Here is a 15,264-nt window from a genome sequence, read left to right on the forward strand (position 1 = left end):
CGTCAGGCCGTCTCTCCGACCCGTCAGCACCGCCTCAGCAGCGCCGGTGAAGGGGGTTCTAAGTATAACAAACAAATCCCGCAAGCGGAAAATGACGTCGCAGAGCATTTTTTTGAAGATTCCAGTATAATCGAATAAAACCAATATCTTATAAGACCAAAAAACTCACCTCTCCTGTATCAGTCGGGGCTCTCTCCATCGGATGGCGACGACACAACCCAGCAGACGCAAGGTGGCACTACTATATATAGGGAATCGAGCAACACTGAGCACAAGGCTGCGCGACTCAAGTCCGTGAATCGACTCGCGCCTCTGCCAGAATCTGCATTGAAAACCTCAAAGGCCAGATTTTGAACTGCGTCATGCCGTGGCGACCCACATATCTCCAACCACACCTTGAGCGCGCCAACATTCTGAACACCTATCTTGAACATCCCACCGGGATGGGTTCTGGTCTCGGACATTCGTTTTCGGCTTCTTCAGCGAGACAGGCATGACGCGTCACCTTATGTTCCCACTGGTCAGAACCGTCGGATTTGACGGAGCGCTTGTCACATTTGCGGACACGATGTCTGAGACAGCAAACCGAGCGGCCCTGGCCTTTCGATCTGAACTGGATCGGCTTCAATGGGCAGAGGTCACGGAATCTTCTGCCACGCTGGCCTCGGCATATGTCCGGTTCGATACGCAAAGGACCACCCACCAACAGATGCTGCACAAGCTTCAGGACCTCGTCGACCAAAAGGACTGGTACAGCACACCACTTCCAACAGGCCGCAGGCTGTGGCGAATTCCGACGGTCTATGGCACCGACCTTGCGCCCCAGTTGGACGATGCCGCTGCTGCTGCCGGTCTCGCGCCGGAAAAAGCGATACGGCGGCTTGGCCAGTCCCGCGTGCGGGTTTTGACGATAGGGTTCGCCCCCGGGCAACCCTACCTTGGGCCATTGCCCCCCGAGTTCAATATTCCGCGGCTGCAAAACCTGACCCCCATGGTGCCCGAAGGCGCTCTGGTTCTTGCAATATCGCAGTTTGTCCTGTTTTCCGGGCCGACGCCAACCGGGTGGCGGCATGTCGGGCAAACGGCATTTCGGTGTTTCCGGCCCGAGACGACCGAGGCATTCGCCCTCAAGCCTGGGGATGAACTGATATTCGAACCCGTTTCCCGCGAAGACCTGGAACATATCAGAGCCCAAAACGAAGATGGCACCGGCGGAGCAACTTGCGAGGAGATTGCGCCATGAGCCTGATCGTTCACCAGATCGGCCCGGCTTGCACTATCCAGGATCAGGGGCGCACAGGTTATCTGGACCAGGGCCTTTCCCGGTCCGGGGCCGTCGATACACTGGCCCTTCATGAAGGCGCCGCATTGCTGGGCCAGAGCCCGGAACTTGCTGCGCTGGAAATGGCCGGAATGGGTGGCACGTTCGAGGCCACACAGAGCATGCGCATCGCATTGACCGGTGCGCGGATGCAGGCCAGCATTGATGGCAGCCCCGTGGCCTGGAATGCCTCGCATCACCTCGAACCCGGACAACGGCTGGTCATCGGTGCGCTTCTGCAAGGCAATTACGGCTATCTTCATTTGGGAGGCGGTATCGATTCAGAGGTTTTTCTGGGATCTCGATCCGCGCACCTGACGGCACGGATCGGGAGAGCTGTGAAGCCGGGCGACCGGCTGACCTGTGGCGCGGATGCAGGCGACGCTGGTTTGAAACTGCCCCCTTCCGAACGCTTCTCGGGTGACGTTCTGCGTGTCGTCGCCAGCTTCCAGACGTCCTTGTTTGATGACGCAACGCTTGATCGGTTTGCGCGCACCTCATTCCATCGTGGCGCACGCGCCAACCGAATGGGGATGCAAGTGAACAGTGACGGCGACGGGTTTGCGGCCACTGGCCAACTGAACATCTTGTCCGAGGTTATTACCCCGGGCGACATCCAGATGACCGGAACCGGAGATCCGTTCATCCTGCTGCCTGAATGCCAGACCACAGGAGGGTATCCCCGCATCGCGACCGTTTTGCCCTGCGACATGCCCCGCGCAGCGCAGACACCCGCCGGCGGAGCGATCACGTTCGAATTTGTCAGCATGGAGCAAGCCACCGAATTGCACGCGGCATTCATGGCGGATCTTGCCCGCCTGCCCTCAAAAGTCGAAGCGTTGGTGCGTAACCCGCATGACATCCCGGACTTGCTGTCCTACCAATTGATCAGCGGAGTGATCTCTGCCACCGACTAAGGAGCGGAGTGATCTCTGCCACCGACTAAGGAGATGTGCCGATGCCAAGCGTCGATCTGAATGCCGATATGGGGGAAAGCTTTGGCCCATGGAAAATGGGCGACGACGAAAGTCTTCTGAAGATCATCACCTCGGCCAATATTGCCTGTGGCTTTCATGCGGGTGATCCGGATGTAATGGCATCGACAATGAAGCTGGCAGCCGAGAATGGTGTCGGTATCGGGGCTCATCCCGGGTTTCCCGACCTGCAAGGCTTTGGCCGCCGGAACATGAAGCTGTCTCAGGACACCCTCCGCAATCTGGTGCGGTATCAGTTGGGCGCAGCCATGGGCATGGCCAAAGCGGTTGGCACCAGAGTTCGCCATCTAAAGCTGCACGGCGCACTGGCCAATATGTGTTCGGTCGATATCGATATGGCGCGGGCCTGCTATCAGGGCGCGCTGGACGTTGATCCCGACATCATCGTGATGGTTCTTGCCGTAACGAAACAGGAAGACGCCGTGCGCGAGCTGGGCTGCAAATGGGTGGGCGAGATTTTTGCCGACCGCGCCTATAATGACGACGGAACATTGGTTGACCGCAGCCGGCCAGGCGCGGTGATCCATGACGCGGATGTCGCAGGACCCCGCATCCTGAACATGGTCCGCGAAGGCGCGATCATCACCGAAAGCGGCAAGCGGCTGGAAACATCGATTGACACAATCTGCCTGCATGGGGACGGACCAACCGCGGTGCAGATCGCCCGTTCTGTTCGCGAAAGCCTGATCGGGGGCGGTGTCGAGGTGACGAAATTCACCCGCTGAACATCATGGGTTAACGTCGGCAACCCAAATTCACGACTGTTGCCCGTACAGGTCTCAGCGCCTAGCATGGCGGGCAAACGCATATTCTGAATACTACAATTTCAAACAATGCCTTGACCCATGGCGGGCAAGAGCAAGGAGGTCGTGGAATGTCATTTGATCTGATGTCTTATCAGCCCCGGGGCGACAAGAAGAACTCGGATTTCTTCAATGAATACCTTCCGAAGATTTACGAACGCCGGACAAGCTCGGGCATTGCAGATCAGGTCGGTGCGATGCGGGCCATCATCATTCAGGTCGAACCCGACGCGGTGTTCGATACGATGGTCGAACTTTACGTGATGACACCCTATCGGCACACCGCCAGCTATCTGGGACGGACCCACAGATTCTCGGTTCTGCATTCACATCCCGACTATCCCGCGCTGATCCTGATGGCGCCGCTCAGCCCCGGGTTTGACGATTTCATCCCCCGCATCAATCGCATGTATCCACTGGCGCGCAACACACCGCAGACGCGCTATGTAGGCGAGGTATACGCAGCCTGTGATCTAAACGCGCTGACCCATGCACTCGAGGATCAGAACATACGGTTCGAATATCCCGGAGATACCGAGAACCCGTTCTACACATCGGACGGGTTCCGATTCACCACCCCGTCCGATTTCACCTGCAACCGCGTCGGGTATTCGACCCACGACTTCAACGACACAGATAGTCTGGGCCTTGGGGATCGCGTGTTGCTGAGCGACACGGAACAGGCCCGTCTGGAACAGGCCGCCGCTTTCGGAACCGAAAGCAAAATCGCCCCGCTGATGCTGGGAATCGACCATCTTGCGACGCGGGTATTGGCGGGCGAGCGCGAGGATGCGATCCTCGAGTTTCTGACCATGGTGCCCTATTATTTCTGGGGCGCTTACAACATATTCGACATGAACTCATCGACCAACGTGAACCGCAACGGCGGCGTAGACGATGACAAAAAATCTCCGGCCAAGGTGTTTACCGCAAACAACACACCATCCTTCGTCAACTCTTTCGCCAAACTGCCGATGCCGACCGAGGATTTCGTGCGCAATTTTGGCCGTCGTCTGCATCACATGGCCGTCGAGATTCAGGATGGCGATCACGGCGCCGGGGAAAAGAACGTCGATTTCGTTGTGAACACCCTGAAGGACAAGGGTGTGCCGTTCCTGGCCCATGTGGTGGGTGAGTGCAAAGATGATCCGAACCTGAAACAGATCTTCTCGAAACACTCCAAGCATACCCTGCTGATTACCGAGTATATCGAGCGGTGCCACAAATATGATGGGTTCTTCACCAAGGACAATGTCGCCGCCCTGACAGCCGCCGCCGGACAGGATGAACAATACCAGCACGGCCACGTTTTCGATTGAAAAAAGGGCTGCGGAATGCCGCAGCCCAGACCCATTCAGGAGAGAATATGCCGAACCTTATGATGGCCCGATCATGAAACATGTGACGTTGCGGGCCTGCAAACGGCGACAGGCCAGATCCGCCTGTTCGCGGGTCATGCCCTGAAAGGTTGCGTCAAACCCACGCGCGCTTTGGTTTACCTTGCGCAGCGTACCTTCCAGCGTGGTCATTTCCGACAAAGCGGTTTTCAGCAGAACCTTCTCGGCCTCATACCGCGTGGTATAGCGCCCCACATTGACCCCCCACAGATGCCCACCTGACGAAGACAGCCGAGTGACAACCTCCTGTTCAGGCTCGGGCTGTTTGGTGGAATCCGTCGAAGCCAGAACCAGATTTTCGGGGCGCAATGCCGGACGGGTGTCGGATGTTTCTACAGGCGGTGCGGTTGGTGCGATATCAGCTTCTGCAATGGCAGCCGCGATCGCGCTGGTGATGCGGTCGCGATTCTCATCAGCTGTCACAGCAACCGCGCTTGCGACTTGCGTTGACGCGGAGGGGCGCCGAACCGGGCGCAAACTGGATTTTGGCGCCCCGCTCACGCTGGCGACCTGCGTCCCGGCACCCAATCCGGTATTTCCTGCATAAGCCGGTCGCGCAGGCTTGCGAATGGGCGCACGCGACGGCGCACGGCGGAAGCCCAAATCCAGAAGCTCGGCAACCTTGGCATTCCGAGAGGCGCCGGACTTTCCGCCAAAGACGGTGGCGATGATGCGTTCATTCTTGCGTTTAGCCGATGCAACAAGATTGAACCCAGCCGCTCGGGTGTACCCGGTTTTGATGCCATCGGCGCCTTTGTAGGCTGCCAGCAGGCGACGGTTGGTGTTGGGAACAGTCTTGATCCCTGCATAGGTCGATTGGCGTGAGAACAGGTTGTAGTATTGTGGATAGTCATACAGCAGATGCCGACCCAGCGTGGTCATGTCACGTGCGGTCGAAAGATGCCCCGCCTCGGTCAAACCATGGGCGTTCTTGAAGGTCGTGCGGCTCATCCCCATCGCCTTGGCGGTTCGCGTCATACGACGCGCAAAAGCTGCCTCGGATCCGCTGATGGCAATACCGATGGCCGTGGCAGCATCATTCGCCGATTTCACAGCAGCCGCGCGGATCAGATAGCGAAAAGCAATTGTCTGACCAGCGCGCAGCCCCAGCTTCGACGGTGGCTCGGCTGCCGCCTTTTTGGTGATCCGAACCGGGGTATCCAGCGTGATCTCACCATTCCGCACCGCTTCGAACGCGATATAAAGCGTCATCATCTTGGTCAGCGATGCCGGGTGAAGCCTTGTGTCAGCATTGCGCGAATGCAGAACCTCTCCGGTTCGGGCATCAATCACCATCGCTGCGTAAGGTGCCGCCATGGACCTGAGCGGCGCAAACGCCAGCACACATAGCAACATTATGAGAAAAAAGCCCATTCGGGCCGGAACTGTCCGCCGAATCTGCACGATTTTTGCCTCTGTCTGCCTCGCGCCGCCGGGTTTTCCCGGTCAGCAAAAATTATTTTATTATCGTAAACACTATCACAGAGACTTGGTGAAATAAACCGAAAGCTGAGCATTTCGCGGTTTCGTTAGGTTGCCCAAACTGGGCTATATCTAGACAAATACTGCCCTGAGCCCACCAGATGCGCGATTGAGGCAGAACTTGGTCAACACCCGGCAGGGTTTTCGTGGAACTGCGGCCAAAAGGCAACATCACTTCAGGCTGTGCACCAGATCGGCCAGACCGCCCAAATCCCTCAACTCCCGGAATCGGGGACTGTCGATCGGGGCTTCGGCATGCTCGACCTCCCAGACAAGGCCGTGTGGGACATGAACCCCCCAGCTTCCTGCCTGGATCGGAGCCACAACGTCAGATCGCATGGAATTGCCAACCATCATCGCGCGCGCCGGGCCATCACCATGCCGCTCAAATATCGACCGGTAAGTTTCGGGGGTCTTTTCAGACACGATTTCCACTGCGTCGAACAGATCACCCAGACCCGACTGAGCCAGTTTGCGTTCCTGGTCGATCAGGTCCCCTTTGGTAATCAAGACAACCCGGCACAAGCCTGTCATGCCTTCCACCGCGTCGCGGGCATGGGGCAACAGCTCGATCGGATAGGCCAGCATCTCTTGCCCGGCTTCGATCAATTGGCGAATGACCGAGGCCGGCACACGGTCATCCGTGACCTCGAGAGCGGTTTCGATCATCGACAGAACAAAGCCCTTGATGCCATAGCCATAGTGTCGAATGTTGCGCTTTTCAGCTGCCAGAAGCCGCTCCATCAGATGATCCTGGTCGGCATGATCGGCCAGCAACTGGGCAAAATGCGCCTGCGTCAGCTGAAAAAAGCGCTCATTGTGCCACAGGGTATCATCCGCATCGAAACCGATTGTCGTCAGCTTGTCAGTCATCTCGTTTACGTCCGCTTGCTCTTTTCACCGGCCATCCCCACGTTATATAAGCGCGAAGATAAAGCCCAAAACTGAATCGGACACTTGCCTACGATGCTGGAAAAGACCTGGATGATGTCTGACGAACCGGACGACGACAGCGACGCGTCCGTTCTGGTGCAGACGCGCCCAAAAACCAAGCGTCCGCCTTTGTACAAGGTGCTGTTGCTGAACGACGATTACACGCCGATGGAATTCGTGGTTCATGTTCTGGAACGTTTCTTCGGCATGACCCATGCAGAAGCATTCGAGATCATGCTGACCGTGCATAAAAAAGGTGTGGCCGTCGTCGGGGTCTTCAGCCATGAAATTGCCGAGACCAAAGTTGGCCAGGTTATGGATTTCGCCCGCAGGCACCAGCACCCGCTGCAATGCACCATGGAACGCGAAGAATAAGGCTTTTCGCCTGACCCTCACCCATATTTGCCGGAATTGCCCATGTCCCCTCGCCTGGAACTTGCATTGCAGAACGGCCTGTCGCTGTCATCTCCCCTCAGCGTGATCTGCCCTGTTCCAGCCCATGATCTGTCGGCGCTTCCCCATGCGGCGCAGGTGGTGCAGCCGTTCAAACCTTTTTACGACCATTTTGCCGCGCAAGGCTTTGACACGGTGCCCGAGACAGAAGACCGCTGCGAGGATGCAATTGTGTTTTTGCCGCGGGCCAAGGCGCTTGCACGGGCGATGATCCATCTGGCCAGCTCACGAGCCCGCGGCGTTGTCGTGATAGATGGCGCAAAAACCGATGGCGTGGACAGCATTCTGAAAGATGTTCGCAAAAGGGTTTCGGTCGAAGGGCCTCTGTCCAAGGCACACGGGAAAATCTTCTGGTTTCAGGCTGACCCGCAGAGCTTTGCAGATTGGGCTGCGCCAAAGACGCAGATCGTCGATGGGTACCACACGGCACCGGGTGTGTTTTCAGCGGATGGGATCGATCCCGCTTCGGCCATGTTGCTGAACGCCTTGCCTGCCAAGCTGGGGCCGCGCGTGGCCGATCTGGGTGCCGGGTGGGGGTATCTGAGCGCAGAGCTTTTGAAGCGCAACAATATAAGATCCGTGCATCTTGTCGAAGCAGACCACACGGCCCTTGCCTGCGCGCGCATCAACGCCCCTGACCCCGAGGCTCGGTTTTATTGGGCTGACGCCGTCACCTGGTCTGCGCCAGAGCCATTGGACACCGTTGTAATGAACCCCCCGTTTCACACCTCACGCAGTGCCGACCCTACGCTGGGGCAGGGTTTCATCGCAGCAGCGGCACGCAATCTGACGCGCAACGGAACGCTCTGGATGGTGGCCAATCGCCACCTTCCCTATGAAACCACTCTGAACGAACACTTCGCTCGGGTCGATGAAGCCGCCGGCGACAACCGGTTCAAGGTGTTTGAGGCCTCTCGCCCTCGGCGATAAGGCCAGCTAACCTGCCCCCAATTCAGGAGGATTCGGATGTCCTTTTCCATCGCAGGCAAGACAGCAATCGTTACAGGCGGGGCCAATGGCATCGGGCTGGCCATAGGTCGGCATTTCGCGGACGCGGGCGCAAATGTCATGTTCGCCGATATAGATGAAAAACGTCTGATCGATGAGCTTGGGGAACAGGCAGAAGACGGCAATATTCGTTATTTCGCAGGCGACCTGCGCGAAAAGCTGACCATTGCCAATTTGCTGTCGGCAACACTGGATGCGTTTGATCAGGTGGATATTCTGATCAACGGCGCGCGCCAGGTGATCCAGTCTGATCCGCTTGATCCCGATGACGACTCGATGCGTACCTTGCTGAATCAGAACCTGATGCCTGCGCTGCGGCTCAGCCAGTTGGTCGCAAAACGCATGATCAAACAGGCCGGGGATGACGATGAAAACCCTGCCGGATCGATCATCAACCTGTCATCCATCGCGGCCCGCCGCACGCATCCCGACCTGATGGCCTATTCCGTGTCGACCGCCGCGCTGGATCAGATGACACGTTCACTGGCCGTGGCGTTGGCACCGAACCGCATCCGGGTCAATTCGATTGCGCTCGGCTCGGTCATGAGTGCATCACTGCAATCGACGCTGAGAGAGAACCGAGAATTCCGCGACGATATCGAAAAGCACACACCGCTTGCCCGTATCGCGTCGGCCACTGAATTGACGGAAACCGCGCAGTATCTGGCATCGGATGCAGCCGGATTCATCACCGGCCAGATCCTGACAATCGATGGCGGCCGCACATTGCTTGACCCTGTCGCCGCACCGGCGCATTGAGACCCATGTTCGAAACAGAAAAAAACACCGCTTCAGCCTGGTTCCGCCAATTGCGCGACGACATTGTTGCCGCCTTCGAAGCATTGGAGGACAGCCACGACACCGGCCCGTTTTCCGACGCAAAGCCCGGCCGCTTTGAAGTCAAGGAAACCAAACGCCAGTCCGAGGACGGCTCTGACGCAGGGGGCGGTCTGATGTCCGTGATGCGCGGCGGGCGAGTGTTTGAAAAGGTCGGGGTCAATGTCTCGACAGTTTACGGGACCCTGGGCGAGCGTGCACAACAGGCGATGGCAGCACGCAAAGGCATCCCCGGGATGACCGAAGACCCGCGTTTCTGGGCCTCGGGGATCAGCCTCGTGGCGCATATGCAGAACCCGCATGTCCCGGCGGTGCATATGAACACTCGGATGTTCTGGACCCCGCACGCCTGGTGGTTCGGCGGCGGATCGGATCTGAACCCCTGCATCGAATATGATGACGATACGGCGCATTTCCATGATACCCAAAAGGCTCATCTGGACCCGCATGGACCCGGACATTATCCGCGCCTGAAAGAGTGGGCGGACGAATATTTCTATATTCCCCACCGCAAACGCGCACGCGGCGTAGGCGGTATTTTCATGGATGATTATTGCACCGGAGACTGGCAGGCCGATTTCGCCCTGACGCAGGATATCGGTCGGGCTTTCCTGCCCGCTTTCGTGCCATTGGTCGAAAAACGGCGCGTACAGGGTTTCTTGGACGCCGACAAAGACACCCAGCTGGTGCATCGCGGTCTTTATGCGGAATACAATCTGGTCTATGACCGCGGCACCAAATTCGGACTGGAAACCGGACATGATCCGGACGCGGTTCTGATGAGCCTGCCACCAATGGCGAAATGGATCTGACCCTCAGAACGTGTCCATGATGAAGTTGTCATAGCAGTAGTTCTGCGCCGACGACGCCGACATGTTGGCCCCGACTTTCCTGACGGTGATGGAATATCCCGGCTTGGTATCCGCCCCCGGCGGCGGGGTCAGAGAGAATTGCACGGTCCGGACGCCGGGTTCATAGGCGCGCCAGATATAGATCCGTTGGTTGTTTGGCACGCCCAGACTGCGGATCGCGTAATCCCCAATTCCACACCAATAATTAACGGGCGCTGAGGATCCGATGGCCTTGACCTCGTAGACACCGTCCGGCATTGGCGTGATTTCCGTACGAAATTGCGGCCGAACGGACAGGCCGAACCCTACAGCCTCGGCCATCGCAGGTATCGACAAAAGCACGGCAGCAGCCAAAGTCTTGAATGAACGCATAATCCAGATATCCCGAAACAAGGGTCCGATACCAATAGCATAGTCGGGACGACCTGCGAGTAAAGCAGGACAGGCCAACGAGCCGGCAACACTGACCACATCAAAGAATTTATTCTACCCATATTGCAGGAAAGCAGTACACTCGCTGTAGACTTTTGGTTCCCGTTACACTGTTGGGCATCTCTTTGAGCAAGACGTTTCCAAAAGACTGGTTCGATTTCACGCCGGAAAAATACGCGGATCTGGGCGCTATGTTCTTTCTGGCGGGTTTGACGAAAACACATCAGAAACGCAGTCTGGCACAGGTTTTGTACGCGTTCGAAACTCCGTTTCGCCTGGGCCAGTACCATATCTTCCGACAGCACGGATTCCCCCGTGGTTTTGTCACCTTCGCCGGGCTCAGCCCCGAAGCCGAATTCCGTTATGCGGTGAAAGAAAAGCCCCTTTCCGACACGGATTTCACCAGCGGATCATCCTTCTGGATCATTGATCTTGTGGCTCCGTTTGGACAGACCAGCCAAATTGTTGATATCCTCAAGCAGGAAATCCCGCACCCGCGTGTGCGCACCAACCGGATGGACAGTGACATGACACGCAATCGCATTGTCGAATGGACGCGGGATGAAGCGGGCGAGGTTCACATGCGCCTGTATCGCAAGAAGGAATTTGAACGCGTGTTGCAGCAAGGCGAGGGTTAATTGGTTTCAGTTCCGATCACAGGCGAACTGACCGGGGATGTGACTGGTTTTCCACCCAACGTTGAGACGGGGCAACCCACTCTGGACAATGGAAACTTCAATCCGGTCACGCAAACCTGGACGATTGCGGCACAGCCCGCCAACGGCACCGCCTCGATCGACCCGAACACGGGAGAGTGGACTTATACCGTCGACCCGACATTTTTCGATGGTCTCGACAAAGGAGAAGTCGTCTTCGATTCTTTCTTCATCAGCGTCTCGGGTACAACCCAAGCCGGCCCATTCACCCTTCCATTCACCGGCACACCGGACCCGGTGGAAGTGGTCATCCGGATCGAGGGCGTCTGTTTTGCGGCCGGAACCCTGATCGAAACTGAAAGCGGCCCGCTTGCGATCGAAACGCTGGACGCGGGTCATATGGTGGCCACTGCCGATCACGGTCTGCAACCTATCCGCTGGATCGAAAGCAGCAGGATTCCACCCGAACGATTATGCGATGAACCTGCTTTGCGCCCCGTTCGTATCTCGGCGGGCAGTCTGGGGCCGAACGAACCCTCACGGGACCTTCTGGTGTCGCAGCAGCACAGGATCCTGGTCAAAGGCCCGAAAGTCGAGCTGTTTTTCGGCGCATCCGAAGCCCTGGTTGCCGCCAAACACCTGTGCGGATGGCCCGGCATCGGCATCGAGACATCGGCCCAAACGGTCGAGTATCTTCACGTCCTGCTGGACCGGCATGAGATCCTGAACGCCGAGGGCGCGCAAGCCGAAAGCCTGTTTCTGGGGGAAGAGGCCCTTTATTCGCTGTCCTCTGAGGCATTGCGCGAACTGGCTTCGATATTCCCCGACAGACCGACCTCGGGTCACACCGGGTTCGGGCGCGCGGCTCGCCTGATACTGCGCGAACACGAAGCCCGCGCCCTTGCCTGCGACTAGCTGCCGGCCCCAATGCGCCCGCCGACATCCTGCGGGGCCAATGCAACCGTCTTAATCACGGCATAACATGTGCTGCCTGGTTTCAGGTTTAGGGCCGTAACAGATCGACGCGTAACCCGCGCAAGCACATTGCCCGCCGGGGTTTTTACCGACACGATGGCACCCGGCCCCTCGCCCGACCGGATCGAGTCCACGGTCCCGCCAAGCACGTTCAGTGCCGAAAGCCCTTCGGGTTTGTTGTTCGACAGGATCACTTCCTGAGCGGGTATCCGAATCCGCAAGTTTGCCCCGACCTCATGCGCGATACGAGGCAGAAAGAGCCGCGCGCCATTGGCGTTCAACTCCGTCAGCCCGTCGGAATGATGCTTTGCAACCTGAACTTGCAACACGGCCCCGACGGCGCGAATTCCCGCAGGAGCCACTGACGGGTCGGCAAGCATTTCGGATGCGGGCCCGTGGCGAACGGCCTTGCCATCCTGCAACGCAACAACGGATGTAGCCAGCCGGGCCACTTCAGCGGCAGAGTGCGTCACATAGAGGATCGGAACCGAGACCTCGTCCCTGAGACGCTCGAAATAGGGCAGGATTTCCGCCTTTCGCCCATCATCCAGTGCTGCCAGCGGTTCATCTGCAAGGATCAATCGCGGGCTTGCCAACAAGGCCCGCCCGATGGCGACGCGCTGTTTCTCACCGCCTGACAACCCGGCAGGTCTGCGGTCCAGCAGATGACCGATGCCCAGCATGTCGATGACTTTGTCGGGGTCTTCGCGACGTGTGTTTTTCGGCGCAAACCAACGCCCGTAGGCAAGGTTCTGGCGCACGGTCAGATGGGGGAACAACCGCCCTTCCTGAAAAACATACCCCAATCGGCGCCGATGCGGCGGCAGCCACAGGCCCTGTTCCGTGTCGAACAGAACCCAGTCATCTACCGCCACCCGGCCCGCCTGGGGCCGCAACAACCCTGCCACGGCATTGACGATGGTGGTCTTGCCCGATCCCGAGCGCCCGAACAGCACCGTCACGCCCGGCGGCGCATCAAAACTGACGTCCAGATCGATCCCCGACAGATGGTGGTGCAATCGAACAGACAGGCTCATGATCCGGCCACCCGCGCCGCGGCACGCCGCCCCACATACTCCGACAGCAATAACGCGCTCATTGCGACGACGATCGAGATCAGAACCAGCCGAGTCGCGGCCGCCTCGCCGCCCGGGACCTGCAAAAAGGCGTAGACAGCTGAAGGCAACGTCTGCGTCTGACCTGGGATGTTGGACACGAAGGTTATCGTTGCACCGAATTCACCCATGGCCTTGGCGAAGGCCAGAATAGCCCCGGCTATGACACCCGGTAAAATCATCGGCAAGGTCACCGTACAAAACACCATCGGACGCGACGCGCCCAGAGTTGCCCCTGCCTGTTCCAGCTTCGGGTCCACCGCTTCGATCGACAAACGTATCGCCCGGACCATCAAAGGGAAGGCCATGATCCCGGCGGCAAGGGCCGCGCCTGTCCAGCGAAAGGCCACTACGATCCCGAACTCGGCCAAAAGCCGGCCCAGCGGCCCTTGAATGCCGAAGGTCAGCAACAGCAGGTATCCGGTGACAACCGGCGGCAGGATCAAAGGCAAATGCACCAGACCGTTCAAAACCTGTCGTCCGGGAAACCGCCAACGCGCCAGAGCATAAGCGACAAAAATACCAAACGGCAAAGTCGCCAGCGTCGCCCAGAAGGACACGCGCAATGAAAGCTTCAATGCTTCTACTTCGGCAGGCCCCAACCAATCCAAGGCAATCACCTGACCGGCAGGGTAAATCCCTGCTCCAGAAATACAGCCGTGGCTGCATCCGTTTTCAGGTGTTCAAGAAAGGCGTGTGCTCCTTCTTTTGCATCGAGGGTCAGTGCCGCGGGGTAAATTATCGGTGGATGCAGATCGGCAGGGAACGTCCCAACGACCCGGACCCTTTCTTCCACCCTGGCGTCTGATTGGTACACGATCCCAAGCGGCGCGGCCCCGGCCGCCACCAGGGCCAGCGCAGCGCGCACATTGTCGGCCTGCGCCACCTGTGTCCGCACAGCCTCCCACTGATTCAGACTTTGCAATGCAGCTTTGCCATAGATACCGGCAGGCACCGCGTCGACCAGTGCCATGGCCAGATAGCCGTCTTTCAAGTCCGCCTTGAGGTCATATTCGGGCTGGATTTCACCCACTTGCGTATGATCTTCAGCCCCGATCAGAACCAGGCCGTTGCTCAGCAGATCAACCCGAGAGTCTGCCCGGGTCAATCCGTCCTGCTCCAACACATCCATCCAATCCGTATTGGCCGAAACAAACACATCCGCAGGCGCGCCTTGCTGAATCTGCCGGGCCAAGACCGACGACGCCGCATAGGAAACGGAAACGCTCTGACCGGTCTGGTTTTCGTACCCGGCAACGATTTCATCCAATGCGGTCTTGAGGCTGGCCGCTGCAAAGACCAGAATGCCTTCTGCACCGGCCCGGATCGGGGCCGGCGCCGTCATGCCAAGGACCAATGCCACCATCCAAAATCGGCGGGCGAAGGATAGGGTCATGTACACTCCCGACCGGTTTGCTTCAGTCTCTCCGGGGATATCGGACGCCACCGGTGGCGCGCAAGCGCCTTTGGCCATTTACACATGATGGGTCGCAGGTTGAGCAAGGCGTTTTCCATCGATCCGTCTTAAAATGTGCTGCCCACCTTCCAGCCCGAGAGGCGCCCCAAGCGCCCGCCTGTTCGGCCTACGGCTGACAAGATGCCCCGTTGGACGGCCGCCGAAGACGGAACGCAAGAAAATCTTCCAGACCCTCTTGCACCTGCCCGCAGGCTTGGCTAAATGCAGCATCACGGGTGATTAGCTCAGTTGGTAGAGCGCTTCGTTTACACCGAAGATGTCGGGAGTTCGAGTCTCTCATCACCCACCATCCTTTCCCCGCAGTGTATCAAGGTCTTACGCGACTAGCACCTCTTGCTATGCTGCGCATGAAACTGTGTCCGCTGCGCCTCCGCTGCACTTGAACGGAAAAGATATCTCCAACACAGGAGATTTGGGCCATGGCAACAATCGTAAAACGACCTAGGGTCAGGACCCATAACCAGTAGATGAGGTTTGCCGCGAGTGCGATGGCTGATAGGAAGACCTTGGGACAACGGTCACAGCGTGT

16 protein-coding genes and 1 tRNA gene are annotated in these 15,264 nt (G+C 58.1%); 11 read left to right on the forward strand and 6 right to left on the reverse strand.

Annotated features, from left to right (window positions below; genetic code table 11):
- Nucleotides 1–493: 493 nt before the first annotated feature.
- From GOW04_RS21435 to GOW04_RS21450, 4 genes are all read left to right on the forward strand, one after another.
- Nucleotides 494–1,243: an allophanate hydrolase subunit 1 gene (locus tag GOW04_RS21435; protein WP_171233961.1), complete on the forward strand. Its 750-nt coding sequence runs from the start codon at nt 494–496 to the stop codon at nt 1,241–1,243.
- Complete coding sequence (locus GOW04_RS21440; protein ID WP_171233962.1) at nt 1,240–2,238, forward strand: biotin-dependent carboxyltransferase family protein; 999 nt, start codon at nt 1,240–1,242, stop codon at nt 2,236–2,238. The genes GOW04_RS21435 and GOW04_RS21440 overlap by 4 nt, the downstream gene beginning before the upstream one ends.
- A gap of 41 nt (nt 2,239–2,279) precedes the next feature.
- Nucleotides 2,280–3,041 carry a LamB/YcsF family protein gene (locus tag GOW04_RS21445; protein WP_171233963.1) on the forward strand — a complete coding sequence of 254 codons (762 nt, stop codon included), beginning with the start codon at nt 2,280–2,282 and terminating at the stop codon, nt 3,039–3,041.
- 149 nt (nt 3,042–3,190) lie between these two features.
- Nucleotides 3,191–4,438 (forward strand): hypothetical protein, encoded by a 1,248-nt coding sequence (locus tag GOW04_RS21450; RefSeq protein ID WP_171233964.1) that lies wholly within the window; start codon nt 3,191–3,193, stop codon nt 4,436–4,438.
- 57 nt (nt 4,439–4,495) lie between these two features.
- On the opposite strand, the gene GOW04_RS21455 is transcribed toward GOW04_RS21450, so the two are convergent.
- Together GOW04_RS21455 and GOW04_RS21460 are read right to left on the reverse strand one after the other, a co-directional pair.
- Nucleotides 4,496–5,890 (reverse strand): D-alanyl-D-alanine carboxypeptidase family protein, encoded by a 1,395-nt coding sequence (locus tag GOW04_RS21455; protein WP_171233965.1) that lies wholly within the window; start codon nt 5,888–5,890, stop codon nt 4,496–4,498.
- A 279-nt stretch (nt 5,891–6,169) separates the two neighbouring features.
- On the reverse strand, nt 6,170–6,871 hold the full coding sequence (locus GOW04_RS21460; RefSeq protein WP_171233966.1) for an HAD family hydrolase: 702 nt from the start codon (nt 6,869–6,871) through the stop codon (nt 6,170–6,172).
- Nucleotides 6,872–6,964: 93 nt separating this feature from the next.
- Here GOW04_RS21460 and clpS point away from each other — a divergent pair, with 93 nt between their 5' ends.
- From clpS to hemF, 4 genes are read left to right on the forward strand one after another with little or no spacing between them, the layout of a single operon-like run.
- A complete protein-coding gene (gene clpS, locus GOW04_RS21465; RefSeq protein WP_152456986.1) occupies nt 6,965–7,306 on the forward strand; it encodes an ATP-dependent Clp protease adapter ClpS in 342 nt (113 codons plus the stop codon).
- Between the two features lie 42 nt (nt 7,307–7,348).
- Nucleotides 7,349–8,314 carry a class I SAM-dependent methyltransferase gene (locus GOW04_RS21470; RefSeq protein WP_171233967.1) on the forward strand — a complete coding sequence of 322 codons (966 nt, stop codon included), beginning with the start codon at nt 7,349–7,351 and terminating at the stop codon, nt 8,312–8,314.
- A 36-nt stretch (nt 8,315–8,350) separates the two neighbouring features.
- Nucleotides 8,351–9,151 carry an SDR family NAD(P)-dependent oxidoreductase gene (locus GOW04_RS21475; protein WP_171172745.1) on the forward strand — a complete coding sequence of 267 codons (801 nt, stop codon included), beginning with the start codon at nt 8,351–8,353 and terminating at the stop codon, nt 9,149–9,151.
- Nucleotides 9,152–9,156: 5 nt separating this feature from the next.
- A complete protein-coding gene (gene hemF, locus GOW04_RS21480; protein ID WP_171233968.1) occupies nt 9,157–10,041 on the forward strand; it encodes an oxygen-dependent coproporphyrinogen oxidase in 885 nt (294 codons plus the stop codon).
- Between the two features lie 3 nt (nt 10,042–10,044).
- Here the strand turns inward: hemF and GOW04_RS21485 are convergent, their stop codons facing one another.
- Nucleotides 10,045–10,452: a hypothetical protein gene (locus tag GOW04_RS21485; protein WP_152456982.1), complete on the reverse strand. Its 408-nt coding sequence runs from the start codon at nt 10,450–10,452 to the stop codon at nt 10,045–10,047.
- Between the two features lie 155 nt (nt 10,453–10,607).
- Here GOW04_RS21485 and GOW04_RS21490 point away from each other — a divergent pair, with 155 nt between their 5' ends.
- Together GOW04_RS21490 and GOW04_RS21495 are read left to right on the forward strand one after the other, a co-directional pair.
- A complete protein-coding gene (locus GOW04_RS21490; protein WP_254430232.1) occupies nt 10,608–11,150 on the forward strand; it encodes a toxin-activating lysine-acyltransferase in 543 nt (180 codons plus the stop codon).
- Complete coding sequence (locus GOW04_RS21495; protein ID WP_171233969.1) at nt 11,151–12,083, forward strand: Hint domain-containing protein; 933 nt, start codon at nt 11,151–11,153, stop codon at nt 12,081–12,083. It abuts the gene before it with no gap.
- Here the strand turns inward: GOW04_RS21495 and modC are convergent.
- From modC to modA, 3 genes are read right to left on the reverse strand one after another with little or no spacing between them, the layout of a single operon-like run.
- Entirely contained in the window at nt 12,080–13,180 is a 1,101-nt protein-coding gene (modC, locus tag GOW04_RS21500; RefSeq protein ID WP_171233970.1) for a molybdenum ABC transporter ATP-binding protein, read from the reverse strand. The two genes, GOW04_RS21495 and modC, sit on opposite strands and share 4 nt — an antisense overlap.
- Complete coding sequence (gene modB, locus GOW04_RS21505; RefSeq protein ID WP_171233971.1) at nt 13,177–13,869, reverse strand: molybdate ABC transporter permease subunit; 693 nt, start codon at nt 13,867–13,869, stop codon at nt 13,177–13,179. Before modB ends, modC begins: the two co-directional genes overlap by 4 nt.
- Nucleotides 13,870–13,874: 5 nt before the next feature.
- Nucleotides 13,875–14,654, reverse strand: a complete 780-nt coding sequence (modA, locus tag GOW04_RS21510; protein ID WP_254430233.1) for a molybdate ABC transporter substrate-binding protein — start codon at nt 14,652–14,654, stop codon at nt 13,875–13,877.
- A gap of 294 nt (nt 14,655–14,948) precedes the next feature.
- Here modA and GOW04_RS21515 point away from each other — a divergent pair.
- A tRNA-Val gene (locus GOW04_RS21515) sits at nt 14,949–15,024 on the forward strand.
- Nucleotides 15,025–15,264 lie beyond the last annotated feature (240 nt).

This window comes from Ruegeria sp. HKCCA4812 (assembly GCF_013034245.1).
Classification (GTDB): domain Bacteria; phylum Pseudomonadota; class Alphaproteobacteria; order Rhodobacterales; family Rhodobacteraceae; genus Ruegeria.